Here is a 24,451-nt window from a genome sequence, read left to right as displayed (position 1 = left end):
ATTCACTCCTCTTCCGCGGGCTTACCCTTAGCTTTTGGCGGGCGCCCACGCCGGATAGTCGGTTGGGCCTCTACAGGCCCCCACTCCCCGCCTGTCTCGATAAGCCGCGTGCCAAGTTCGTCGGAAACCTCGGCGAATCCGCCATTGATCTTGTGCCTGATCCTCACCTGACCTCCTGCCACCAGTTCCGGGCAGGAATCCCCACCCGACGTTAGCTGTTAGTTGCTCGCCTTGGTCAGACGAACAAACGCCTGAGGATCATTCACGAGAACACCGAACTCGGCCTCAACGCGGACCGCCACCAAGTTGTTCTGCCACAACGAAACGATCTGAGACCCATCCTGCGCCGCAGAAAGATCCAGCGAAGCCTGATCGGACACGTCGTAGGAAATTCCACCGATCTGGCCCCAGACGATTTGTGAGAAATCGCCCATAAAACCGATAGTGGTACCGGCTGCGACGTGATCAGACAGAACGGTAGGACGGCCCAGAATCCGTCCCTCCCGCATGGGAGTAGTCAGCTCCGCGTAAGTCGACTCCACGAACAGCGGGCGACCATTAGCATCGAGCGACGCATTCAGCAACGGTTCAGAAACATCATCCAGGAGCGTGCCGTTCCACTTCTTACCATCGTTAACCAGCAAGCTCAGACCGTTGTTGATCGCGGTATACGCATTAGTGGCCTGGATGCCCGCAGCGCCGGTCGGATCAGCATCCACCAAAGACACAGCCTTAGTGGTCTGGCTAACATGTGCACCGAACGGGGTATTGGTACCCGCGAGCACGGCGGCGTCAAACGCCAACGCGATAGCCTCAGCGACCTTCACCCGCATGGTATTCAGGTAGTTCGCGGGATTGGCTCGCACCACCTCAGAGCTGGCAGCGAAAATCGTCGCGATCTTATGCGGCTTAATCGTCTGCTTGGTCATGTTGCCCTTGGTGATCGGCTTCTTATCGCCTTCACCAACCCACTTGGCAGTCACATCACCGGTCCAGTGCGGAATATGCACACCGGTCGGACCCAACGGGATCTTACGTGCAATCTTCTGCACAATCGAGGTCTTCTCGACCTCTGCGAAATAATCTTGTGCGAACTCGGGCTCGAGATAGCCCGAGAACATCGAATCGGAAATAGACGCGGCAGTTGCCGGGACAGCCATTAATAACCTTCCTTATTAAGCGCCAACCTTGCGCTTAACCGCCTCAAGTAGCGAATCGCCATTAAGCGGTAGAACTTCTTGATTAGAGTGACCCTGGGATGGGTCGACAACCCGCGAGGGCTTAGAATCAGAAATCTCGAACAACGTTTTGACTTCCTCCGCGTGAGACCTCAGCTCATCCTCGGAATCACCCTTGAGCAAAGCCGCAACCTGCTTGACTTTGTCCGCTGGAATACCGAGCCCCAACGCGACATCAACCCGAAGCCGATCCAGCTCGATAGCGGACTTATCCGCCATCACCGCGTCATACCGGGCCTGCGCGTCAGCTAGCTTCTGTTCGAACTCAGCCCGAACCTCGGTCTTGCCAGCCTCAACCGCAGTGTTCTTCTCCACTCGATATCGAGCAGCTTCAGCGTTGGCGTCCGAAATTTTCTGACGTGCCCAATCCGGCAACTCTTTGGGCTCCTGGCCCTCGCTGGGATCGGTCACAGTGACAGGCGTGTCGCCCATAGTTAATTTGTCTCCTGGACTAAGAACACCCCTCCAGGGGGTGGTTACGCGGCGAACGCCGCAAATTCAGAAACGCTGATCTCGCCCCGCTCCAGGCGGCGACGAAGCGCGTTAATTGCTTCTTTGTTGTGGTTGTCGGTCCGTGACCTACTGGACTCGATAAGCGCAGTCGCTTCCCTGGTTGCCTGTGTCCACAGCCTCAATGCCTTATCTGCCGCTGCTTTACCAGGCCAGTTCTTACGATCGAAAACGGGTACTACTTTGCAATCACACCCCGCGTGCCATTGGTCCATCCACTCCGACACGTCTTTGCCCGCCGCGATCAAGCGGGCCGCGTACTTGTCGTCCAGGTCGAGCCCAGCAGTATCAGCACCGTGGTACACCGGCCCCCGCGATATCAGCATCAGACACCAAGCACACGTTTCACGGCCGGTAGCTGCCCTCGCCCACCCCCGGATAACCCCCTCGGCCGGTTCGGTCTGCACAGACCGAATCACCTGCCGCCGACCCGCATTCTCGACCTCGGCCACCACCCGGCGAGCCAAATCACCCAGCACAGACGCTGGTGCATTCGCTTGCGAGAACCGGTTACGTACCGGATCGACCGCCTCAACGAGCCGTCCGAACTCGTAGCCTTCTTCCGGGTGGTCTTGCCTCCTGGGCAGCTCCGGGTGATGCGCTCCGCGTTGCGCGTCGTAGAAATCGCGGCCGAGCCGAGCGGACTCCTCGCGTAGGCCCACGACTGTGGGGAGTATATTCCGCAGCATCCGCAGCCACATTCGTAGTGATAGCGCAGGTTCCAGGAACAACTCGACTAGCTCGGCTACCGATGCAGCAGCCTTAGCCGCCACCACAGCTTGAGCAGCCGCGTATTGCTCCGGGGTCACGCCGCATCCGGCTGGGCAGCCTTATCGGTGGTCTGCGCCGAGCCTCCGTAAAGGCCAGCGAGTTGCCCCATCGAGTCTTCTTGCTCATCCCAGCGTTTCATCTGCTCACGCTCAGTCACCGAATAGCCCATGTCGATCCGAGCCCGCTCTCGTGGGATCACACCCAGACCGTTGCCATACAGCTTCACCGCAGCATCCGCCCTAGCCGTATAGGTGGGCGTTGCCGGGTCGGTCCAGATCGTCTCCATCCGGTACATGTCCGGCGGAATTTCCCCGCCGCCTTTCACCATCCGCCACGCTATCCGCATGGCCTCCTCCCACGCAGCCCCGAAGATGAGTTGCTTCGTCTCCGCATTCATTATCAGACGTGATTCCGATGCTCTAATCGCCTCAGCAGACGCCGGATTCTCGGTTTGGCTACTCAGATAGTTCGGTGGCAATCCTGTGACGCTACAGACCTGTTTATGAATCTCTTCTAGCGCGCCAACAAAATTGCGAAGCTCCGCCGCAGCAAGCTGCTGCGCCTTACCGTCCGGGTCCTCGAAACCGAGTATGCGAGCGAGGTAAGCGTCGAACTTGATCTCACCCGTCTCAGGGTCACGCCCCAACTCGGATTCGTTGATGCCGAACATTATGCGCTGTGGGACACCCATAAGCTCTGCCGTCGCCTGCATCAGCATCATGATCCGGGATGCAGCATCGGTAAGCGACTTAAGTTCTGGGGTGATCTCAGATGTACCTGTGGTATCGGAGACACGTGACCGGTTGATAAGCGGCACAACCGGTACCAGTCCTAGCCCATGCGGGATGCTCTTCGGGGGCTGCCACTGCCCTTCCAGCTTTTCGAACAAGACAGTCTGATCCGGTAGGTACAGCGTCGCGTACGTGATGTCCGTACCCGCCGGGTTGTAGATAGCGCGAATCGCCTTGGCTACCCTGCGCGTACGCGGGTCGACTTCGGCGTACAGCGACCGGGGGGACTCCACACGGATCAGTGGGACATTCGGGTCCAGGCCGATATCCACCTCTGGGTCAGGCATCGAGACCGTGATATACGCCCGCCCGTGGATGAGCGCCTCAACGTGCCCTAGCTTGGACTCAGAGTCCAGGAAATTTGTTTTCCACCAATCCAGTAGCTCAGCGTCCGCCTCGTCTTTTCCCGGCATTCGGAAACCCTCTAGGTTCAGCCGATCGGCGAGCGCTTTGATATACGCGCGGGAGTACCCCATATGAGCGAGAAGATCCCGCATTTTAGGTGGGACAGCCAGACCAATGGCTTTAGGTCGTCGCGTGGCGTCGTGGTATTCCTGGTTTTCTTTTAGATCCTGCGCCCGCTCCTCGAATGCGTTGAGCATGTCATCACGGGTCTTAACTACGTCAACTGCTTGTTTAGCTTCCGCCATTACCGAATCATCACCACCTTCCCACTACGGTTCTTTTTACTCATCAGGAAATCGTGCCGCGCACCGAACGCGAGCACCGCGCACACGGCGGCGTCGATTTTCCTACTCGAATCCTTCGACGCTTTACGAATCGAAATAGCGTCATACGTCGTCGGGTTACGCTTCGCGTTCAAAACATGCTGGCGAAGGACCTTGTTACCGTCATGGGTAAGCTCACCCTCGAGCACCGCGTCTAAGAAACGCTCACAATCCAATGCGAAGCGTTTGGTTTGCCCCCGCATATCGAACGCGATCGGGTTACCAGGCGACGCATTCACCTTTATCCGCTTCTTGAAGTCACGCCCCCACTGATCTACATACGCCTCGAACTCCTTGACATCCGCGCGAAACGCCACCACGTCATACCTCTCTAACGCCGACCTCACTGCGGCGTCTACCTCTTCGCGGGGTACTTCCTCGTTAGGCGACTTCTCCGGGTTCCACAAATTCAGCAGGAACAGCGCACCGTCCTCGACACGGCACGCAACCAGCGCCGTATGGTCGCCGGTCTTAGATCCGTCGAACCCCAGCGTGACCCGATCGCCCGGAGAGAGGGTTATCGGCTTCTCGGCCTGGACGTGATCCCACTCGTACGGCGCGATCCATGAATCCTCAGCCGCGTTAATCTGGTTAAGAAATTTCCGTCGCGACTCCGTAATCGGATTACGTGTATCCAGGATCGACTCTATTATCGAGTCGATCGGCAGCCATACCGCATCGCCGACAGCAATCCGGATTCCCTCACGCAACTTAGCCAGTCCCGCCGTAAACCCGTTCTTGTCCTCCTTCTCGGAAGGAATCTCAGAAATCGGGGTATCCGCCGGAGCCTCTAGCGCGTCGTATAGCATCCCTACGTCGATCGCCTGGCCCGCCTCGATAGCCTGCCACGCCTCGTAAGCGCGCTCTGCTACCGAATCCTCACCAGGAATATGCGCGTTACAAATACTCAGAATCCGCGACCCAGGAATCTTAGTAACATTGCCCTCGATGACACCAGCCATCTCATGGCCCTGTACCGACTCAACCCACCATTGGGTTTCGTTCTGAATAACAAACGTCGGCCTGTTGCCCTCCATCGAATGAGGGGACGACGTAACACCCTCGATCCGACCACCAGCCTCCGAATAAATAATCGTCTTGTTGACATCAAGCCCATACTTGGTCTTCATGTCTTTCGAGATCATGATCGGAAACAGTGAAAACGTGTTCTTCGTCTGCTCCTGCGATACCGCAGCGATCTGAACCCACGCCGCGTGGCGCGGCTTCCCCACAGGTTCCCCCGTGATCGGATGCCAATGCGAGAGCTGGACCGGACCACAAAGCTCCGCTAACGCCAATGCGGCGGCTACTGGGTCCTTACCCCAGCCTTTAATTCGGCGCAAAACCCCCGTGCGATACGCATAAACGCCCTTAGCGTCTACCGCGTACCACCAGACGATGAAACGTGCCTGCTCGAGAGTCGGAATAAACGCCTCGCCCGCGTATTCGCCGCCAGGCATTCTCACGTTCTCAGCTAGCCAGTTAATGATCTCCCAGCCGAGCGAGAACTCAGGCAGGTAAAACCCGCCCTCCTCATATCGCTGCCAAACCGGCCCGATAACATGAGGGGGAACGGGCAGCAGCTTCTTATCTCTGCTCGCCACCTGTCCCCCATTCAATTATCGGTTCAGCTCAAAGCAGCGAAATAACCAGCGGTACGATCACAGATCCGAGCGACCACAGCGCCTTAACGACGGTCACAACACCGTCCACGTCCACACCAGAAGACATTTCTTCTCCTTCAATAAGTAGCCCACCGATCGCGGGCTACATCTTTTACACCCGGTCGGTTCGCTTAGGGTCGTACATACCCTCCACACCGAGCATTTCGCCGATCGCGGCGATAGCGTCGTCACGGGTACGTCCCTTACCAAACATCGGCAGACCGGGATAAGAAGCACCGATATCGCCGGGGATGCTGTCGCGAGAACCAACGTCCTGCCACCGAATGTCCTTCACATCCGAAATCAGCGGGCCGAGATAGGTTCCGAGGCATTCAAGGATGACGGCTTTAAGCTCATCGTGATTCATGGGGATTACTCCTAATGATGCTCCGCCATCCAGACGGGTCTGAATCTGTCGCCTGAACTCGCCCATATCCCAATTACCGGGGTCCCACTTACCTTGGGACTTACCTGCCCACTCTTTGTGGGCGATATTCCGGTCAGCGCCGTATCCGAGCTTGCGGGTGATAGCCGCGCCGATCTTCACTGCGGCGTCCCAACATTCGCGAGGCCACGGGTCGGTCCCGTTGCCTGCCATCTCGATTCCGATCAGGCGGGGGTTCGCGTCGTTGGTGGGGAGCCCAGGCCACGCACCCGCGCCCGCGTGCCATGCGACCCCCGCTGCCACCACAGTTGCCACACCATCACGTGACAGATGCACGTTAGCGAGCGGGCCAGTCAGCCCCGGCCTGCCGTACCGGATCACGTCGGCGCTCTGGTCGTTCACGCCCATGTGGTGCCATAGCACGCCCCAGACATCCCGGAAATCGCCGTGGCCGATCCCGGTCCAGGGATACCCGTCTTCCGGGTCGCGCCATTCACGGACTTCTACGCCTTCGGCTCGGATCACATCCGCCAGCCAGGTAGGGTCACCGCTCCACGCCATTACTGGCTCCGCGCAATAGCCGCGTTGGCCCAGAACATGACTGGCTCCAAGTTGGTGATAGCGAGAGCCTTCTCCCTCCCATCCGGTACCACTTCGTCAAGAAACAACGCCAGCGACTTGCACGCCTCACGAACCGACGCATGCGCGTCACGCTTTTCGTCCGTCGTCGCTGGATGGAAGCTGAACCGGTTGTAGATGTCAGCGGTAGACAAATGAACTCCAATCAGAATTAAGCCCAATCCCTAAGGGATTGGGTGGTATGTACTCCTGGAGGGATTCGAACCCCCATCGCACGGCACCTAAAACCGTCGCCTCTACCGGATTGGGCTACAGGAGCTTGGCAAGAGGGGACCGAGCACCCGTGCGGGTGCTCGGTCATACCTTGTTACGCAGGCAGATCCGGGATCTCACGATCGGTCGCGTCCACGTGCTGAACGAGGTTCGCAAGAAGATCATCGAGCCGCTTAAAATTGAGGTCTTCCGCACGCGGATTCTGCTTCAGCCACTGAATCTCCGTGCGGATCTTCACTACCCGATCACGCACATAAGCAACGTCGTTTGCAATCTTGTTGATCTTTTCCTGGACCGTCATATCCACCTCTCTATCTGCGGGAATGCAAGCGCACCCCCTTCTTGTACTCGACGGCTGCCGTAGCTACACCATCGAGCCGGGAGGTTGTCAGCCCCGCTGAGAAGCCCCCCGTTTGCGCGTGCGGCAGGACTCGAACCTGCAACCGGCGGCTTTGGAGACCACGGCTCTACCAATTGAGCTACACACGCGAAAGGTCCCGAGGAGCACCCCGCGCCTCTTAGTTCTTGTTGAAATACAAAAACGTTGAAGCGGAACCCTGCTGAATCGTGCTAGACCCACCAAACGGTGTTATATACCAAAGCTCGATCCGATCACCTTGCGCCAGCGACGTATTGATCGGATCACATACCGCTGTACTCGAGTTCCACCCGATAGTCGCCGAGCCGATCGCGGTGCTGTTCTTACGTATCTGTAGCTGGAGGGTACTGAACGAGGGCCAGCCACTAGTCAACGCGACACCCCAGTTGATCGTGACGCTAGTGTCCCCATTAGCTACCAGACCATGATCCGTGATCACCGCACCTGGGAAGCCCGAACGCACCGACCACCCCTCGACCCGACCAGTGGTACCAGAGGTCATCTGGAACGTGCCGGCTTTGTCCATGCCCATATCAGAGAAGGTGCTAACAAGTGGATCTACACCACCCGTGCCGCCGACATCCACTGACCGGAAATGCACCGGAACCACGTCGGATGCTACCCCGCCAGGCCCACCCACCCCAGCGTCGAAGCCGATACCAGCATCCAACCCACCGAGCCCGCCCGCATCAGCGAAAACAGACAACTCAGCGACCACACCACCCGCGCCGCCGACAGCTCCGTCCAGGCCCGTGAACTCCTCAACATCTGCCCCGACACCACCAGTGCCACCGATGCCGCCGCCCACAAGCTCGTGATACTCGAACACGTTAGTCGACACACCACCCTGCCCACCTACACCGGTGACCAGCGTCCCGTACCGCGTAGAGGTCGCCTCGATGCCACCGATTCCCCCGATACCGGCAGTGACCCGATAGACAGGGGCAATAGCGACACCTACACCACCAGTGCTTCCGATACCCACATTCAGCAGGGACGGCACATACGGGACGAACCCCGATGGAAGCCGCGACACCGGTACCCCAGGGATCGCCGCAACCGTGACCGGTATATCGGGTAGCTCGGCAGTGGTCGTAGGAAACTTGGGGATCTCGACCACCGACCCCCCTTACGGAATAGTAATCTTTGGAACGACCTTGACCTGACCCGCCGCACCGCTGAACGCGATATCCGCGGAGTCCGCGTACTCGCGGAAAGTGCCACCGCTGAGAGCATTCCAGAAACCTACGTGGGTCACTGTGGTGCCGGCTGGAACGTCGAAGACGACCTCACCACCCGTCGCAACACCATCCGTCGCCGCACCCCAGGAAACTGACTTACGCGCATACGCCGGGGTTCCACCCGAAACCTCGTTGGCACCCGTCTGACCAGGGTCGGCGGTGTGCAGCGACACATGCGTGATCAGAGACGCAAGATGAGTCGCAATTGCGGTCTGAGTAGCCTTTACATGCCAAGTTGCCATTACTGCTTCCTCTTCACCTCACCGACGAACCAGCAATGATTAAGCGTCGGGTTATCCGGGTAATTGATATAGATTCGGAAATGTGCCCGATCCGGGATCTGATCCGCACTCGTGGACTCTGCCCGAAAATAAACATAATCCGCTGTGATCGCGGTATGAGACCACTCGGCAATCGTGGTTAATGTGTTCTTCTGACCCGGAGGATAGAAGCAAATCCGGGCGGTACTACCAAGCGGGATAGAATCCCCAGGCCCAGCATTAACCCTGTGGGTGAAGTCAGCCCCGAGGCTGAGCGTAAGCGTGTCCGTTAAAGGTGTACGACCGATCACTATTGACTTGCCCTCTTCTTTGGTAGCGACACCGAAGGGGGAGGGGATCTCAACCCCTCCGGTGCCGAGCCCTATCCTTGCGACATACGCGCCCGCATTATCGAAGCGATATCTACAACGTCACCATCGGACTGGTCACGCTCGATTTCGAGTCTCACCCTACGGCGGGAACCCTCAGAGACAAGCAGTTGACTAAGCATCACTTCCACAGACGACACCAGCACCGCTGAGGGCTTCTCAGATTTAACGAGCTTATCCGCAAAATGCAAAGCATAACGCGCGTAAGCCCAGTCGCTTGGCTCATAGAATCGAGACTGAGCCGAATCGGACAATGAACCCCACAAGTCCAGGACAATCGGGTGTGGGTCGGGGAAACCCAGCTCCGGGACCTGGACCGATCCGATCGCTGCTACTTTGTCGACCGGAACGTCTTCTTTGTTGCGTCGGACCCTCTGATCCGACCTCTTCGGGACAGGGCCTCTCTCACCCACTGGTCACCTCCTGGATAGCCGGGCTCCTAGCCCGGTCACAAGCGCCCAGGGTGACGTGCGGCAGGTCTGTACCTCAGGGCTCGTAGCGCCGCCTGACGAGCGTTTCCCTCCTCTGACGACTTCTTCGCATGACAACTAACACACGCCGCTTTCAGGTTCTCGATGGCGTGGTTATCCCCCCGGTGTGTGTGGTCGACCTCGGTAGCTGCACCCAAGCAGCCGACACGGCGAAGCTGACACTGGTAGCTGTCCCGGCGAAGCACAAAACCTCGACGGTGAGGCCAATCATCTGGAAGCCGAGACTTCCGATCAGAAGAGAACCAACTCACGACACTCCGAAAGGGGAAACCTAGGAAGATGTTTCCGACCGATGAGGGAGGAAATATCTTCCGTAGGAAGGGGTTAATCCATAGGAGCCCCTGAAGGGCTCCCCAGCAGGAGCCTCCAAGGCTCCTGATAATTAATAATTATTCCTAGGGAGCCCCAAGGGCTCCTATAGTCAATAAGAAGCCCCTCAAAGGGCTTCTCTTCTTTGGAGCCCCTGAAGGGCTCCTAGTAACTATTCGGGAGCCCTTCAGGGGCTCCTATATATTTCAGGACCCCCTGAGGGGTCCTTACTTTACAAACTTCAGGAGCCCCCGAAGGGCTCCTTACTTCAACGGCCGCGCCTGCGGCCTGTCAACGTTCGGTCATTCGCTTCGCTCACTCCCTCACTAACTATGCACATGAGGATTTCACCAAAAACACATCAAATGTGAGGTAGTTCACACTACTTTTTTTAGTGACCTGGGGATTTGCTACTGTCACCCAGTCGACGATCACTCCACCAAGGGGGAACCCAACCCGTGCAACCGCTGAGCCCCGAATACCGGCAACAGATACTGAACACCGCTATAAGTGCCGAGATCGCCCGAGGCGGGCAAGTCCTTGGGATGGGCCAAACGTCCGCCTTGGTCCTCCGAACCAGCCAGATCAATCACATCCTGCACCTGCTTCTCTCGGTATTTACATGTGGGTTTTGGGTGATCGTCTGGCTCTGTGTCGCCTTCTCGGCGGCGGTGAAGTCCAGCCGATACGAGATTGGGGTAGACGAGTACGGGCGTGTGTACGCTCGGCGGGCATGAGGGGCACCCCCTCAGTCCTCTGATGGATGTTCGAGCCTCCACGGGGCAATCAGATGCCACTACGACGGCTCCCTGGTTCGGATCACCTCAGCCCACCGGCTTGAAAACCCGTACAGGACCGGAGAACCGCATAACGCCCCGATCTAGAGGCACACGGGGGAGGGGGTACCCCCCTGGGGTAGAGTATGGTACCCGTAGGGGGTACCGGTGTATACCCCTGAGGGGTACTCGTGTTACTAGTCGGTAGGTTACTGGCGAGTAGTATTACTGGCAGGTAAGGTTACTAGTCGGTAGGTCACTGACAGGTAGGTTCCGGGGTAGGGGCATGGCCGGCCACAGGGGCGGGGTACCCAGGGCAGGCGACTACGCCCTATCTCGTAGGTCTCTAGCCCTGGGGTGTGTACTAGGTGCCGCTGAGCGATCGCTCCGGGACAGTGCAGTACAGGGCGAGGGGTGGCGCACTGCGGTACAGAGGAGCGCTCGAGCCTGGCTGGTGATCCGTGTAGGGCTTGGATATTCGAGTGGGTTGACCTGCTATTTCGATATTTTACTTGACAAAGGGCATCTTGGTATGGAAATCTGTAATCACAGCAGGAACACACCAAAACCAATCACCGGGTAGTTCCAGCTCATGTTCTTTGATCAACTCCATACCGGTTATTGCGATGTCTTGGCGGACGTGTTTAGAAATGCGTTGCGCTACCTAGGCACCTGTACCGAGCGGGAACCCTTATGCGATTAGGGCTCAAGAGCTAATGCAGCAAAACTACGCTCGGCTACATTCCGGTTACGCATTGCAATAGCCGAAAGGAGCCGCGAATCTCTGACTTGACAAAGGGCTAAATTTTGCTAAGTTAGTAATCGCAACAGGGCAGGAACTTCGGAAGCTGATACTTCCGGAAACTGCGCCGCATGATCTTTGATAACCGAAGACCCGATTTACCGCCAAGGATGGCGCAAAGCGACAGCGCGTGAGCTACGTTCAGGTAGGGGAATCGAGTCCGGCCCTCATGGGATTAGAAAATATTGGAGCCTCACATACGAGGCGATTGGATACCACTGGAATGTTTTTCGACTTGGTCCGATCGTTCAGGGTTCGAGCCCTAATCGTGTGCAAAGGCGTGGCCTTGCCTTACGGGTGAGGTGGGTGACCAGCGCATGAGTGTTGGTTGATGAGCTAGGTTCGAGTCCTGGTCGCGCCACGCAAGACAAATATCGACTGGAAGGCTGATCTAGTGGTCACTCTGACGAAAATCTCGGATGTACTGGAGTACTGGAACACTGTTCGGGATCACTCGCTGTTGAGCGAGGCACCGTCACCTAGATTGAACATCCCGTTTCCCACATACACGTTAACCGAGGTTTTAACTTGGCATCTCTGGGGTTTTAAGTCATTCGAGGATGCCGCGCTTGTTTGGCGTTATGCAGGCGAAGCAAAGGAACGTGTGGAGGCGCTTATGAATGCTGAACGATGCGCTCTCACGTTTGTTCAGCGTGAGATCGTTGAGGCTATGGACGCGATTAAGCGATACGAAACTCTTTACGAGATTCTTTGAGACAACCCGTTACTTGGAGAGGCATTTAGTCATGCGTAAGACTGCTGTAGTTATCGGAGTAGCTATGATGCTGTTCGGTACCGGTTCAGCTCAGGCGGAAGTACTCGCAGAGTACAGGTTCGAGGCACCTAAGCGGACGCTTGAGCTTCGGTGTGAAGAGGATATGCCGTGTTGGCGGGTCGACCTGGGTAATGGCCTGGCGGGTTCGAGTGCTCCCGCGTACATGTACCTGCCTCATGGCTTGGTTTGGGATCGGCTCGCACCATTCCTCGGTTATCAGCCTCAGAGCTGAGGCGTAAAATCTTTGTCTAAAACTTGACAAAGGGCAGCGCTAGGACCGTTTAGCGGTATGGCCGTCGTAGGCCACCTAGCGCACTTTCGAATAGAGAGGGAGAAATTCCAATGGCGAAAGTGATGCACCACGTCCGGGACTGTGACGGACTCCTAACGGGGTCTACGGTTTACCGGGATAACCTTTCCGCGTACAACTGGCTGACAAAATATATCGGCGAGCATGTCTTGATTCACGGAAGTGTCGAGGGATGCACTGTGTCGAGTGAAGAGTTTTCAGAGCTCACTGATGAGGGGTACGAGTCATACGAGATTGTGTATGACACATTGCCTACCGCTCGCTTTGCGATGAGCGGGTGTGCATCATGGTACGTAGATGAGTTTTCGACTCAGCAGTCGAACGAGGTGCCTTGTAATTGCTCACCTGGTCGTTGCCTAGGTCATTCTTTCCAGGTAATAAATCCGTCTTATCGAATGATCGTTGCGGGTTTGGAACGTCAACGCGCCATAGATACCACGCTTGCGGACTACTCATAGGAGTATGAAACATGTCTGAGTACCAGAGTTTTGAGATATCGGTTTGTGAGGATTGCTTAGTAGTGATCGCTAATGGAGTGTCCTCCGAAACGGATGAGCAAACCGAAGACTTGATTTATAGGCATTGGGGGTCCTCTGGGTGGAGTCTTGAATATTCCTGCCCGGAAGACTGCTCACCATGGTTCTCGTGGTCCTTTTGTGATGGATGCGAGAGGAAGGAAGGGGGCAACCGCCACCCAGCAATAGCTATCAGACGAGTTCCGATCCATACATACCCCTACTGAGCAGTGATGTTAGCGGCAGGTTGCAACCTGCCGCTTTCATCAAAGCTTAGAGAAATCCACAGAAAAGGAACACCAAGGATGAGGTACGCCAAGCATTCGAAACGCACGTTGCGCACTCCGTGTGCGGATTGCGGAGCGAAAAACCTTTACGCCGGGCACGACACAGACGACATGGGACCGAACTCGGTAAGTCATCATGATGCGCCTTACTGTTACGAGTGCGAAGTCTACGGTGTAGATGTCTTGCTCAATAACGATCTGTCGTTGCATACGTGTGATGATCTGGATAAGTTGAGGAATCATCTCGCGCAACCATCCGCCCAGCCTACGCAACCATCCGACTCTGATACGGAAGCAGCGATTAACGCGCTTCGTACCCTGGTTGGTACTCCGCAGATTGACCGAGCGGAGGTAGAGCGTATCGCGCGGGAAGTCATCGGTTCGGCGGTGATTCCTACCCGAACCGTGGTTGTACGCGACCGTGTACGTCGTCCGATTGAGGGATTGACACACCGGCAGCTTGCAGACGTGACAACCGCTGTCCTCGCTGGTGAACACGTGATGATGGTGGGGCCAGCGGGTACCGGTAAGTCAACGATTGCAGAGCAGGCAGCGGAAGCCTTGGGGCTCGAGTCGTACTCGCTTTCGCTGAGTCCACAAACGCCCGCGTCGCAAATCATCGGGTACATGCAAGCCACCGGTGAATACGTAGGTACGCTGTTCCGTCACGCATATGAGCACGGCGGTGTGTTCCACTTTGACGAGATAGACAACTCGCACCCTTCGGTGATGGCTGTGATCAATGCCGCATTGGCGAACGGTCGTATGGCATTCCCGGATGGGATGGTGAAGCGGCACGACGATTTTAGGGTTGTCGCTTCTGCGAATACGTACGGGCGTGGCGCTACCCGTGCGTATGTCGGCCGTCAAGCTATGGATGCCGCGACGCTAGACCGGTTCACGGTTCTTACGATCGAAATTGATGAGGAACTGGAGCACGCGGTATGCAGGGGTGTCGGTGAGATTTCCGAGCACACTGTCGACCTGGTTTTAACGTATGTGCGCACGGTGCGAGAGAACGCTGCGCGGCAAGGTTTGAGCGTGGTTGTTTCCCCGCGTGCATCGCTGGGCATGTGCAAGCTTCTGGATGCCGGTATGGATTGGGAGCAAGCGCTAGAGGCGCGTGTATGGCGTGGCTTGGATGATTCGACCAGGAACAAGCTTAAACCCGCTTAGTAAACGTGTTGGGGCACAGACATCTGTGCCCTTTCATGTCAGCTAAGAGAGGGTAAGGCATGAGGGTAATTGTCAATGAAAAAACCCGTTGCATAGTTGAGTATGACTCGTTAGCCGAGAAACTAGACCACTATCGTAACCCACAAGGACTAGCCGATCTTAACGATAGGATATCTGGCAGGCCAAAAGCTTTTGGCGTATCCTCCGTGGATGAGGCATGTGACCTTGCGGTGCGCGGCATCCAAAGGGAGCGGGGTAGTATGCCCTCGCTCATAGAAGAGCGTTTATCTATGATTTACAAAGAAATAGATACTACTTCGTTTCAATCGTTTCATGACGTAACGGGCTCCGATGTAGATGTCGCTAGGTTTCTCTCAGGTGAGCCTGAGTCAATGATCAACTACCAATTGGTAGAAACCCCTGCGGATGGTCGCGTAGTTACCGTGGTGGTGCCATCATTCTATGGTGCAAGAACCAAACCGGAAGAGGTGAGGTTATTCGGGATGGATGTACTAACGACCGTGGCCGCGATAGATAGATCGGGGTTGCAATGTGAGGTATGGACAGACACAACATTCTCATCTAAGGCGCGGGACGTTGTGGCGTCCATACGGACCCGAGTTAAGGCGGCCGGGGAAATTTTAGATGAGGAAAGGCTAATGTTCGTGGTTTCTCATGCATCTTATCTCAGATGTATAGAGTTTCTTGCTATGTGGAATTTACCTAAAAAGTTTCACTCGCCATTAGAAATAGGTCGGGTGTATGGATACACTAGTCCAGTAATAAAGGATCATTACCCAGACGGTTCGATTATCCTCGAACGTCCCCCGAGCGGTTACACCGAAGGGTTGGTTGAGAAGACGCTACGAGAGTTAGGGCTACTCGAATAGGTTGATTCGGCAGTACCGAACAGGAAGTGGTGAATCCTGTTCGGGTCTGTCCACTCAAGCTAGGAAGGTAACACGATGCAACGGTATCTACTGCAATTAATCGTCACCCCCGCACCGAACGCCCGCACATTGAATGGTCGCACGTGATTGAGAAAGCGCCCGAACTGGACACAAAGGAGACGAGAGCGTTGCTCGAGGAGCACATGACCGAAGAAATCCACGAGACTCCTATACCGACGTTGACGCTTCCGGGCGCCGCCGAGGGTCAGTTGTTGAAGATTGTAGGCCAGCTGTGAATAGGCATGATTACGCACTTACGAGGCGGGGCACCTTCTCGGGAGTGCTCGACATCTCAGACTGGTTCGACGATTACGGCGACGATTACGATACCGAAGCAATCCAACGGGAGTATTTGGAAGCTATCAACGCCAAACTTCCCGAAGGTTTTAATCTGACGACTTACGGTGATCTGGATTGCTGGTATAAGGACCGGTGGCGGATCATGCCAGATGTGAAAGCTATCGCGGATAGTATCGACCTGGCTGCAATCGCTGAGAAGCACGAACGGAGGTCACACAAGGAATAACCCACTGTAATAGTCGAACACTAAACCAGGCTGACCGGATCGGCCTGGTTTTTTCTTGGGCTCTTACAGAAAGGTTAGAACTATGAAACCTAATACCAACGTAAACGCCTACGCTCTAGCGTGTGCGGTCGCGCAGCACCTAGGTGAGAATGTCCGGGCGTCTGATTTTTACGCGGACCGGCTACCGTACCGTGCAAGACTCACATATAAAGATGATTTTTCGCTGTTGATATCAACAGAGGGCTGCCCGCGAGGCATGGTGAAAATCTCAGGGTGTTTCGGAGACTTGAAACGGTATTTGCCACTGCGATTCGAAAATCTGTCTATTAATGTTTCTGCGGCTAAATCACCTGAACGGATTGCCCGCGATATCCAACGCCGGATGCTGCACGATTGTCTGGACGCTTTCTTATTCGCGTCGGACAGAAAGGCTCAACACGAAGCCGAGCTAGCTAAGTGCAGCTTAAGGGCGGAACCCCTAGCCTGCACCTTTGCAGGCGAAAAAACAAACATACGGGCGGGGCTACTCGTTCGGTGCCGCGCGCGGCGCGGGTAGCGGCACGTTTATGGACTTGGGCGACCGGGTTGTTTGGGGTATCGAAATATCGTATGACGATTCGCTCAAGCTCTCCGAGTTCTTAGCCGAACTGCTCGATAACTAATCAAGGAGATGCCGTGAAAGCTGAACTAGTAGAAAGAGGAAGGTAATGGCCATAGGCGCGTGGTATGCAGTGGGCATAAAGGGAAATATGTTTACTTGCGGTGACATGCGGAATCGGGGGACAATCGTTTTCGATGTCACAAGATTTGGTGATCTATGGGATCTGTCCATAACACGGATGGGTACCGAGGGGGTGAGAATGGGCACGCTTATCGCCTATGAGTCCGGATTTAAAACTAAAGAAGAGGCCATGGCGGCGGCTAACAAGTACGAATCACACGCGATTACCGAAGAGGCTTGAGTCCGATTCTATGGTCAGCGGGGTAACCCGCTGGTCGTGGTGTCCGACTCACGATAGAGAGGGATCACGCAATGGGCGACTACGCGGTGTGCGACACTATGAGCGGATATGGGCGGCACGCAACTTATAGCGACCATAAAACAATCTGCGGACGATTGGTGTATGTATGTCTGATTCACCGTACTGAGGCATCAATATCCGATGTCACCTGCGCGGTGTGTCTCGCTTACCTTACGTATAGTAATCTGTCTGATGTCGAGACAGAGGTGCGGGGTCTGACACGCGCTACGTTCGACCCAAACGAGTATGTACTCTGGATGACTGCGGAATGGGTGGCTCTCATGGCAGCGGAGACACTTATTCGTGGGAACAGCCGGAACGTCGAACCTGGGATGATGGATGACGATTACGCCGCGCAACAGGCAGGGCTTCGCGGGTTTATGCAGATGCCGCCGGGGCTTGCATCCGAGATGCTCGGACGAGCCACTTGGGCTCTTGGTCCGTAACTCAGTCAGGTAACCGCGAGGGGTAAGAAACGAGGGGTAAGAAACAAGGTAACCTGGGCCAGTACTTCGGTCCTGGCCCAGGTTACATCCAAAGAGAAAGGCCGCTCGCAGGCCCATTATGTGGGCGGGAGCGGTGCAGGGATAGGCACCAGGCGGTAGCGCCACCAAGGTCTCCTTGGAAACTCGGGCTTGTCGATTCGTAACAGGAACTCGCTCAGCTGGCCTGTCTTAACATCCCGAAGCTCGAACCTGTCTCGCTCAAGGTGGTGAGAAGGTACTGGGTGTGTAGACATCCACTCCCAGTCGGGATGATGCTTACACGCGGAGTTGATTCGGTCCTTTTCGCGATCAGGCAAGCCGATCCCAAGCCAAAAGAATTGGTAGACGAGCAAATGCGCTTCGCGCCGCCATTGGACCACGGTCTTCTCGGCAGCGGGGTTTGTGAACATCCAGATAATAGCGTTACCGCCCACCCCCAAGCCTGGAAATGCATTCTCCCAGGCTTGATTGGTTCCTAGAAGGTCAACCTGAGGCATCTGCTGAAACGCGATCGGGTAGGTGTGTGCGTCTATGTCGATGATGTCGGTCGGGAGCGGTTGCGTGGGGAGAGGGCCGAGGTCGTCTCGGAGCAGCATTGGGAACATGACACTTAGAAAATGCTCACGTAGCTGGATGGGTACAGCTAGTACGTCGAAAATTTTGGTTAGCTCATCGATGCCTGGTGTCTTAAGTCCTTGTTCCCAGCGCTCAACTGTACGGGGGGACACGTGGAGCTGCTGCGCGAAACAAGTCCGGTTGAGCTGCGCTGCCTCTCGGAGTGCACGGATGATCGTACCAGCATGGGGGGCTGTCAAAGTTAGGGTCACCTCATATAGCAGTCGTACTGCCCCGAAATGGGGGTGTTGGGATGCTTGACCAACCGGTCACGATAGCGAAGACTATGCCGGAGCGATCGAGTAGGTCGAACATATGTTCGTCTTGTCAGGTCACAGACGGTTGGTAGCGGGGACTTCCCTGTGTGCCAGCCTTGTTCGGGGGCTACGAGACAAGGCTGTATGGAGCTAGGGGATAGCAGGGAGGTTACTTGACAAATAACAAAACTGGTCCTACTTTTGCCGTGTTGATTGTTGGATCAAGGAGATTCAGATATGGGCCACAACGTGCGCAAGGGCCGTGAACTGATCGTTACCCCGAGTGAAATTGATGAATTGCTGCGACAAGGGTATACGCAAACCGATATCGCCAAAATGAAGGGCTGCTCCCGCGCGCATATTTCTTGGATAAAAAAGCAATACGGGTTGCAGTATAAGTCTCCGGCGGAGATCGCGCGGCGGAACATGCCGGACTGGCCGCTGACCAAACAGCTTCGAGAGACGCAAGCTTATGGGCGACTCCGGGACCACTTGGAGTATGTTGGTACCGGGGGGCATGGGTTGTCCAATGACAAACTATACCGGCTCAGGCTCTTTTATGACCGCCTGGAACGGAACGAGGAGATAATCGAGTTCGATCCCGCGTTTGGGCCAACCAAAAGTGTAGGGGCAGGGGGGTTCGCATTTCTACCCAAGACGGGCACGGATGATCCTCGAGGCATCCTCCGCGAAAATAAATACACCTGCTTGACCGAAGAAGGAAGAATAGCGTTCAGGATTCCGAAGCGGAAGCCCAAAAAGATTAGTCCATCGGCTTCCGACGAAGGAACTTAGCTAGAGAACTATATAGATGAAGATGAGGGCTGAGACCGTTTTGAGTATTGTTCACCCCGGTGAAGTAGTCGAGAATATCCTGGAGATTGCACACCCAGGCATACTCTTTGCAAGAGCGATTAAAGTGGCGAAGATGATCTGTGTGACAGTGCTTAGGTGCGAGCTGCTCGAGGACTCGGACCCAATGTATCAACCCGTACTAAACATAGTGGGTAGTGGTGCTCCGGTGCTCAGTGAAGAAATCGAGTGCAAAGCGCTGCTTATGGGCTACGGAGAGTTCTCGGTGTATATGAAAGAGGTAGCGTGAGTGGTTGATCATCGGAGCGTGAGCCAGCTCCAGCAATACCAGAGATGCCCGCGCGCGTACCGTCTGGCTCGTATAGACCGGGTATGGCGGCGACCCGCAGCGTGGGCACCACAAGGCACCGCCGAGCATAAAGCGATCGAGGAAACCGAACGCAAAGATTTGACGCTTGAGGAAGCTAAGGAGGTTTTCAAAGTCGAGTATTGCCGTCAGATTGGGATTCTGACGAGTGAAACGCCGCGACTCGACTATTGGTTCTGGTCCGGACCGTACAACGGGGAGACAGACATAGAGCGCCGATTCGAGATCGGGCTGGGGCAGATGGAAAAATATTTCGCTTGGCGGGAATCCCACCCGGAGGAGGCTATCTGGATCACCGAGGACGGCACGCCAGGAATCGAACTCGAATTCGAGTTCGACCTAGACGGCGTACAGGTCAAAGGTGTGATCGACCAGGTATTGGTATCTGGGGATGAGGTGATGCCCAGAGACGTCAAGACCGGGAGGCTACCGGATACCCCGTTACAGCTCGGAGTTTATAGCTTAGCACTAGCTAAGCAGTTCGGTGTGAGGGCAACTCAGGGAGATTTCTGGATGGGTAAGTCCGGGCTAGCGACGCACCCATACAACCTAACCGAGTACACCGAAGATCATGTTACCCAGCTCTTCCACGAGCTAGAGGGCAACATCCGGGCTGAGAGATTCGATCCTGATCCCGAGCCGTCTAAGTGCCGGTTCTGTGACGTGAAGTCGTCGTGTGAATTTTCTTTAGGCTGAAACTTTACAAAGGGCAAGGAGGTTGATGTATACGCCACTACAATCGCTGTATATACGCGGGGCTGCTGGAGACCCGATCCCCGACGTATTCATGGCCCTAGCGGAGAAAGGCGTTCATTTATATCGAGGGCAACTCGTCCTGATCGCTGCGCCTGCGGGCTGTGGTAAATCCGCGTTCGCGCTGGCTTTGACGTTGAAGTCTGAGCAGCCGACGCTGTATTTCTCGGCTGATTCGAACTCGTTCACACAGATATCTCGACTAACATCGATAATGACCGGCTGGACACTCGAGAAGTCGGCAGAGCGGGTCATAGCCGAAGACTTGACTGAAATCGAGGACGACCTAGCGACTCTGCCGATTCGATTCAATTACGTCTCATCCCCCACCGTGGACCAGGTGGAGAACTCGATGCAGGCTTACCGACAGCTATACGGCGATTATCCGGCGCTAGTTGTGGTCGACAACATAACTAACGTCATCACTGGTGTGGATGAAGATCCATTCTCGGGGCGTGAAGCGCTACTCGATTACCTATCCGGGATGGCGAGAGACACAGGCGCGTGTGTGATCGGGTTGCATCACGTAACCGGAGACTACAACGACTCGGATAAACCGATCCCGATCAGCGGGGTGAAAGGCCAAGTGTCTAGGGTGCCGTCGCTGATCCTGACTATGCATAGGTCGCGGTCAGAGTTCGGCCCGGATCTGCTGAAAATCGCTGCGGTGAAAAACCGAGACGGAGAAGCCGACCCGTCCGGCCGTAACGCCGCAGAACTCGAATTCATCGGAGCAACCATGACATTCCGAGATCCAGTTTAAAGGAGCTATTTTATAGCACAATGCATCGACTGTAAGAAGCAAGAGCTAAGCAACCGGCGCAAAGCCACAGGTAAGCCGTTGTTGTGCGCCACACACCGCCGCGAGAGGCGAAGCGCCCGCCGTAATGCTTCCTGGGAAGCTCATATCTGGAAGACGTATGGTCTCACACCTGAGCAGTACTGGGCGATATACGAGTACCAAGGCAAGAAATGTGCTATTTGCCGTAGAGCAACTGGCGCTAAGAAACGGCTAGCCGTCGACCATGATCACGCTTGCTGTCCAGGAAAAACGAGTTGCGGTAGATGTGTCCGATCGTTGTGTTGCGCAACGTGTAACCGGAATCTGGGGCATCTCAGAGACGACCCTGAACTGATCGAGAGAATCCAATTATATTTGATCGAACCCCCTGGAATGGAGGTTTTGAGAACTTGGAGTGCTGCTCAGTCGTAGGCTGCAAGAATGAGCAGAAATATAAGGCAACCGGATGGTGTCAAACGCATTACCACAGGTATTGGCGCACCGGCTCGTTATGCCTAAAGAATAAGGAACTGCGTTCTGACCTGACGTACTTCGGGGCGCATGGGAGAGTAAAACAGAGGTTCGGCTCAGCGACTAAGTACAAGTGTATTAGCTGTGGAGAATGGGCCAACGAATGGGCTTACGATGGGACAGATGAGACCGAGTTAACAACCTACATCAATGATAGATACAAAGTGGTGTACTCGGTATGGCCTGAGTTCTACATGCCTTTGTGCTTTGCGTGTCACAGGGCCATTGACAGATCGAAATGGTCGGCTAGGCGTACTCACTGTATCAACGGCCACAAGATGACCGCAGAAAACACATACACCCGCCCCTCCCGACCCGGCGCTAAAGAGTGCAAAACATGTAAAGCTGTGGAATCCCGCAACAGATACCAGAAAAAGAAAAGGCTAGCACTTGAACATCCCTGATAAAACAGCAACGTTTGTTGGGAAGCCTAAGGGCGCATGGAAGGGGGACGCTAGGTTATACAAGCTGAGCGAGCCGATCCACGTAGAGGAGGGTGTCTATACCGAGTACGTTGTCGTTTCCGCTGTGACTCTGCCCCTGATTTCCGGGAGGTTTCTCTCTGACCAGGAAGAGACCTATATCTTCGGGTGTGATGAATCTGGAGAGGTAACCTCATGGCTGGAGCTGGAAGGCCCCGAACAAGGGGTTCTCGACCATGCGCGTGTATTGAACAACGCGGGCTATGAAGTAGTTAATCCGAAAGAGCAGGATGCAGCCTGACGGCTCACTGATTGTGCGGGTGATCCGCCGATACCACCCAGAATGGGAGCCACCTAAGCCTACTCGGGGTGAGTGGATCTCGTGCCTGTGCCCATTCCATGGAGACAACTCGCCTAGTGCATCGGTGTCATATGTCCACAATGCGTTTCATTGCTTCGCCTGCCCGGTGAAAGGGGACGCGATCGGGTTGCTGATGAGATTCGAGGAGGTGAATTATGCGGACGCATGTCGACTCACAGCGGAGCTTTCTCCGGGAAGCAACCAACTTATACGTGTCGGCTCTGACCGGATCGGCCGGCGAAGAGTATTTGGCGACTCGAGGTCTGACCGCCCCAAGTATCCGCGAGGAGGTCAACCGGTTCCGATTGGGCTTCGTCGCCGATCCACTCCCTGGGCATGAGAAGTACCAGGGTGCGATAGCTATACCTTATCTCCGCTGGTCCCACGAGTTCGGGTGGCTAGTCGTCGCGCTGAGGTTCCGGTGTATCCGAGACCACGACTGCAAGGAGATCCCGTACCACGGCAAGTACGCATCCACCAAGAGCGATACCCCATGGCTATACAACACCAACGCCCTGCTGGTGAACAGTCCACGAGTGGTCCTAGCTGAGGGAGAGATAGACGCGATCACATCCCAGGTATGCGGGATACCTACAGTCGGCGTGCCCGGCGCACAAACGTGGAAGCCGTATTTCCGGGAATTGTTCCTGGGTTACCGCGAGGTCATTATCCCGCACGACGGCGACGACGCCGGATACCGGTTCGCAGAGGGTATCTCCGGGCAACTACCCAACGCGCGAACAATCGCCATGCCAGACGGGGAAGACATCAACTCGTATGTAATCAAGCACGGCAAAGCTAAGTATTTAGAGAGGATCGGATTGTGATTCTGGTTTACACAGAATCGGACTGCCCAGACTGCGGCACGGTCAAACGAAAACTAACCAGTGCGGGCCTGGGCTTTACGGAGTTCAACCTGGATGAGAATCCAGGAATGGCGGAATACGTGACCGAGACACTAGGGGCTAAGCGTGTCCCCGTGATCGAGGTGGACGACCACGAGGTTGAGCCGATTATCGGATACCAGCGTGATCGGGTAGACGCGCTTATCGAGATGTACTCGGCCCCCACCACCTACGGAGAAGGGACGTGGCTGCATTGAGTGACAGAGTTAACCCTAAGCATTACCGAGAGTTTTCTAACGGTACGCAACTAATCGACATCTCGGAGAACCTGACACCTAATGCTGCACAAGCCGTGCAGTATATCGGGCGTTCATGCCGCCTCGATGGCCGGAATAAATCTGACTCTGCGGATGACCTACCTAAGGCGTTGTGGTTTGTGCTTCGGGAGATGCACCGGATCGGAATAAGTAGACACGATCCGGCAGCTGAATACGCCGCCGATAAACTCGCAACGCTATTGCGTGATGAGCCCCTGCCTAAGCAGGTGGAGCCGCGTATGTGGTGGATGCTTGAGGATGTCCCTCCTGGGGTGGAAGTCAAGGATGAATGGGGGAACTATTTTCAGTCCCACGAGGGTAGGTACCAAATCCGGGAGAAACTGAAGAGAAGGATGTGGCGTCATATGAACAGCACAGAAGTTAACGCGCTGTACGGGCCATTCACGGAGGTATTGGAATGAAGATTGATGCTAAAGCATTCGTAGAAGCAGTACGGGCACAAGCAGCGGCTAACCCGGACAAAGTTTATAGGCTGGTGGATGGTGATTGCGTATACGTTGAGTCGGACGAGGAGCGCGGAGGCCTTCAAGGGTCATGCCTTATCGGGTGTGCTCTTGTCGACGTAGGGGTCTCTCCGATGATCCTTCATAGGCCTGTCTCTATGAGCTTCCGCCGTCTCAACTCACTTTTGGGATTCGATTTACCATACGAGGTGGTTAACTGGGCTCGCACGGCGCAGAGCTATCAGGATATCGGGGTTACCTGGGGTATATCCGTTAAGAAGGCCGACCAGGAA

At 55.5% G+C, this 24,451-nt stretch carries 30 protein-coding genes and 2 tRNA genes; 14 read left to right on the top strand and 18 right to left on the bottom strand.

Annotated elements, in window-relative coordinates:
* Positions 1 to 2 precede the first annotated feature (2 nt).
* The 17 genes from ACX4ZE_RS19640 to ACX4ZE_RS19560 form a co-directional block, all read right to left on the bottom strand.
* A complete protein-coding gene (locus ACX4ZE_RS19640; RefSeq protein WP_480274928.1) occupies positions 3 to 167 on the bottom strand; it encodes a DUF7302 family protein in 165 nt (54 codons plus the stop codon).
* A 51-nt stretch (positions 168 to 218) separates the two neighbouring features.
* Positions 219 to 1,160: a phage major capsid protein gene (locus ACX4ZE_RS19635; RefSeq protein ID WP_480274927.1), complete on the bottom strand. Its 942-nt coding sequence runs from the start codon at positions 1,158 to 1,160 to the stop codon at positions 219 to 221.
* Positions 1,161 to 1,175: 15 nt separating this feature from the next.
* On the bottom strand, positions 1,176 to 1,670 hold the full coding sequence (locus ACX4ZE_RS19630; RefSeq protein ID WP_480274926.1) for a hypothetical protein: 495 nt from the start codon (positions 1,668 to 1,670) through the stop codon (positions 1,176 to 1,178).
* 44 nt (positions 1,671 to 1,714) lie between these two features.
* Positions 1,715 to 2,557 carry a VG15 protein gene (locus ACX4ZE_RS19625; RefSeq protein ID WP_480274925.1) on the bottom strand — a complete coding sequence of 281 codons (843 nt, stop codon included), beginning with the start codon at positions 2,555 to 2,557 and terminating at the stop codon, positions 1,715 to 1,717.
* Positions 2,554 to 3,960: a phage portal protein gene (locus tag ACX4ZE_RS19620; RefSeq protein WP_480274924.1), complete on the bottom strand. Its 1,407-nt coding sequence runs from the start codon at positions 3,958 to 3,960 to the stop codon at positions 2,554 to 2,556. The genes ACX4ZE_RS19625 and ACX4ZE_RS19620 overlap by 4 nt, the downstream gene beginning before the upstream one ends.
* Positions 3,960 to 5,642 carry a hypothetical protein gene (locus ACX4ZE_RS19615; protein ID WP_480274923.1) on the bottom strand — a complete coding sequence of 561 codons (1,683 nt, stop codon included), beginning with the start codon at positions 5,640 to 5,642 and terminating at the stop codon, positions 3,960 to 3,962. The genes ACX4ZE_RS19620 and ACX4ZE_RS19615 overlap by 1 nt, the downstream gene beginning before the upstream one ends.
* A 172-nt stretch (positions 5,643 to 5,814) precedes the next feature.
* Positions 5,815 to 6,648, bottom strand: a complete 834-nt coding sequence (locus tag ACX4ZE_RS19610; RefSeq protein ID WP_480274922.1) for an N-acetylmuramoyl-L-alanine amidase — start codon at positions 6,646 to 6,648, stop codon at positions 5,815 to 5,817.
* The gene (locus ACX4ZE_RS19605; protein WP_480274921.1) at positions 6,648 to 6,860 is read right to left on the bottom strand and encodes an Acb2/Tad1 domain-containing protein; all 213 of its coding nucleotides are present in this window, start codon (positions 6,858 to 6,860) and stop codon (positions 6,648 to 6,650) included. Before ACX4ZE_RS19605 ends, ACX4ZE_RS19610 begins: the two co-directional genes overlap by 1 nt.
* Before the next feature lie 50 nt (positions 6,861 to 6,910).
* Positions 6,911 to 6,985 (bottom strand) — tRNA-Leu (locus ACX4ZE_RS19600).
* A 48-nt stretch (positions 6,986 to 7,033) separates the two neighbouring features.
* Positions 7,034 to 7,240, bottom strand: coding sequence for a hypothetical protein (locus ACX4ZE_RS19595; RefSeq protein ID WP_480274920.1), 207 nt, complete (start codon positions 7,238 to 7,240; stop codon positions 7,034 to 7,036).
* 115 nt (positions 7,241 to 7,355) lie between these two features.
* Positions 7,356 to 7,428 (bottom strand) — tRNA-Trp (locus ACX4ZE_RS19590).
* 29 nt (positions 7,429 to 7,457) lie between these two features.
* A complete protein-coding gene (locus tag ACX4ZE_RS19585) occupies positions 7,458 to 8,438 on the bottom strand; it encodes a hypothetical protein (RefSeq protein WP_480274919.1) in 981 nt (326 codons plus the stop codon).
* A 9-nt stretch (positions 8,439 to 8,447) separates the two neighbouring features.
* Complete coding sequence (locus ACX4ZE_RS19580; RefSeq protein WP_480274918.1) at positions 8,448 to 8,801, bottom strand: phage tail fiber protein; 354 nt, start codon at positions 8,799 to 8,801, stop codon at positions 8,448 to 8,450.
* Entirely contained in the window at positions 8,801 to 9,130 is a 330-nt protein-coding gene (locus tag ACX4ZE_RS19575; RefSeq protein WP_480274917.1) for an LtfC-like domain-containing protein, read from the bottom strand. The genes ACX4ZE_RS19580 and ACX4ZE_RS19575 overlap by 1 nt, the downstream gene beginning before the upstream one ends.
* Before the next feature lie 71 nt (positions 9,131 to 9,201).
* Positions 9,202 to 9,621 carry a phage terminase small subunit gene (locus ACX4ZE_RS19570; protein ID WP_480274916.1) on the bottom strand — a complete coding sequence of 140 codons (420 nt, stop codon included), beginning with the start codon at positions 9,619 to 9,621 and terminating at the stop codon, positions 9,202 to 9,204.
* A 35-nt stretch (positions 9,622 to 9,656) separates the two neighbouring features.
* Entirely contained in the window at positions 9,657 to 9,884 is a 228-nt protein-coding gene (locus tag ACX4ZE_RS19565) for an HNH endonuclease (RefSeq protein ID WP_480274915.1), read from the bottom strand.
* A gap of 555 nt (positions 9,885 to 10,439) precedes the next feature.
* A complete protein-coding gene (locus tag ACX4ZE_RS19560; RefSeq protein WP_480274914.1) occupies positions 10,440 to 10,601 on the bottom strand; it encodes a hypothetical protein in 162 nt (53 codons plus the stop codon).
* 2,890 nt (positions 10,602 to 13,491) lie between these two features.
* On the opposite strand from ACX4ZE_RS19560, the gene ACX4ZE_RS19555 reads away from it, so the two are divergent.
* From ACX4ZE_RS19555 to ACX4ZE_RS19540, 4 genes are all read left to right on the top strand, one after another.
* On the top strand, positions 13,492 to 14,649 hold the full coding sequence (locus ACX4ZE_RS19555; RefSeq protein WP_480274913.1) for an AAA family ATPase: 1,158 nt from the start codon (positions 13,492 to 13,494) through the stop codon (positions 14,647 to 14,649).
* 59 nt (positions 14,650 to 14,708) lie between these two features.
* Complete coding sequence (locus tag ACX4ZE_RS19550) at positions 14,709 to 15,539, top strand: DUF7192 family protein (protein ID WP_480274912.1); 831 nt, start codon at positions 14,709 to 14,711, stop codon at positions 15,537 to 15,539.
* A gap of 143 nt (positions 15,540 to 15,682) precedes the next feature.
* Positions 15,683 to 15,835 (top strand): hypothetical protein, encoded by a 153-nt coding sequence (locus ACX4ZE_RS19545; RefSeq protein ID WP_480274911.1) that lies wholly within the window; start codon positions 15,683 to 15,685, stop codon positions 15,833 to 15,835.
* Positions 15,836 to 15,879: 44 nt separating this feature from the next.
* On the top strand, positions 15,880 to 16,125 hold the full coding sequence (locus ACX4ZE_RS19540; RefSeq protein WP_480274910.1) for a hypothetical protein: 246 nt from the start codon (positions 15,880 to 15,882) through the stop codon (positions 16,123 to 16,125).
* 1,584 nt (positions 16,126 to 17,709) lie between these two features.
* Here ACX4ZE_RS19540 and ACX4ZE_RS19535 read toward each other — a convergent pair.
* Positions 17,710 to 18,459, bottom strand: coding sequence for a helix-turn-helix domain-containing protein (locus ACX4ZE_RS19535; RefSeq protein ID WP_480274909.1), 750 nt, complete (start codon positions 18,457 to 18,459; stop codon positions 17,710 to 17,712).
* Between the two features lie 282 nt (positions 18,460 to 18,741).
* Here ACX4ZE_RS19535 and ACX4ZE_RS19530 point away from each other — a divergent pair, with 282 nt between their 5' ends.
* The 10 genes from ACX4ZE_RS19530 (at position 18,742) to ACX4ZE_RS19485 (ending at position 24,116) form a co-directional block, all read left to right on the top strand.
* Positions 18,742 to 19,299 (top strand): hypothetical protein, encoded by a 558-nt coding sequence (locus ACX4ZE_RS19530; protein WP_480274908.1) that lies wholly within the window; start codon positions 18,742 to 18,744, stop codon positions 19,297 to 19,299.
* Between the two features lie 22 nt (positions 19,300 to 19,321).
* Positions 19,322 to 19,606 (top strand): hypothetical protein, encoded by a 285-nt coding sequence (locus ACX4ZE_RS19525; RefSeq protein ID WP_480274907.1) that lies wholly within the window; start codon positions 19,322 to 19,324, stop codon positions 19,604 to 19,606.
* Positions 19,607 to 20,380, top strand: coding sequence for a RecB family exonuclease (locus tag ACX4ZE_RS19520; protein ID WP_480274906.1), 774 nt, complete (start codon positions 19,607 to 19,609; stop codon positions 20,378 to 20,380). It begins immediately after the preceding gene.
* Between the two features lie 25 nt (positions 20,381 to 20,405).
* Positions 20,406 to 21,200 (top strand): AAA family ATPase, encoded by a 795-nt coding sequence (locus tag ACX4ZE_RS19515; protein WP_480274905.1) that lies wholly within the window; start codon positions 20,406 to 20,408, stop codon positions 21,198 to 21,200.
* A 78-nt stretch (positions 21,201 to 21,278) separates the two neighbouring features.
* Positions 21,279 to 21,650, top strand: coding sequence for an endonuclease VII domain-containing protein (locus ACX4ZE_RS19510; RefSeq protein ID WP_480274904.1), 372 nt, complete (start codon positions 21,279 to 21,281; stop codon positions 21,648 to 21,650).
* Positions 21,651 to 22,139: 489 nt separating this feature from the next.
* On the top strand, positions 22,140 to 22,472 hold the full coding sequence (locus ACX4ZE_RS19505) for a hypothetical protein (protein ID WP_480274903.1): 333 nt from the start codon (positions 22,140 to 22,142) through the stop codon (positions 22,470 to 22,472).
* Complete coding sequence (locus ACX4ZE_RS19500; RefSeq protein WP_480274902.1) at positions 22,462 to 22,872, top strand: CHC2 zinc finger domain-containing protein; 411 nt, start codon at positions 22,462 to 22,464, stop codon at positions 22,870 to 22,872. Before ACX4ZE_RS19505 ends, ACX4ZE_RS19500 begins: the two co-directional genes overlap by 11 nt.
* Positions 22,781 to 23,359 carry a toprim domain-containing protein gene (locus ACX4ZE_RS19495; protein WP_480274941.1) on the top strand — a complete coding sequence of 193 codons (579 nt, stop codon included), beginning with the start codon at positions 22,781 to 22,783 and terminating at the stop codon, positions 23,357 to 23,359. Before ACX4ZE_RS19500 ends, ACX4ZE_RS19495 begins: the two co-directional genes overlap by 92 nt.
* Positions 23,356 to 23,634 (top strand): glutaredoxin domain-containing protein, encoded by a 279-nt coding sequence (locus ACX4ZE_RS19490; protein ID WP_480274901.1) that lies wholly within the window; start codon positions 23,356 to 23,358, stop codon positions 23,632 to 23,634. Before ACX4ZE_RS19495 ends, ACX4ZE_RS19490 begins: the two co-directional genes overlap by 4 nt.
* Entirely contained in the window at positions 23,622 to 24,116 is a 495-nt protein-coding gene (locus tag ACX4ZE_RS19485; protein WP_480274900.1) for a hypothetical protein, read from the top strand. The genes ACX4ZE_RS19490 and ACX4ZE_RS19485 overlap by 13 nt, the downstream gene beginning before the upstream one ends.
* Positions 24,117 to 24,451: the final 335 nt, after the last annotated feature.

This window comes from Nocardia sp. TBRC8007 (genome assembly GCF_056629435.1).
The sequence above is the reverse complement of the archived record's forward strand: the minus strand, read 5'-3'. Positions and strand labels throughout refer to the sequence as shown.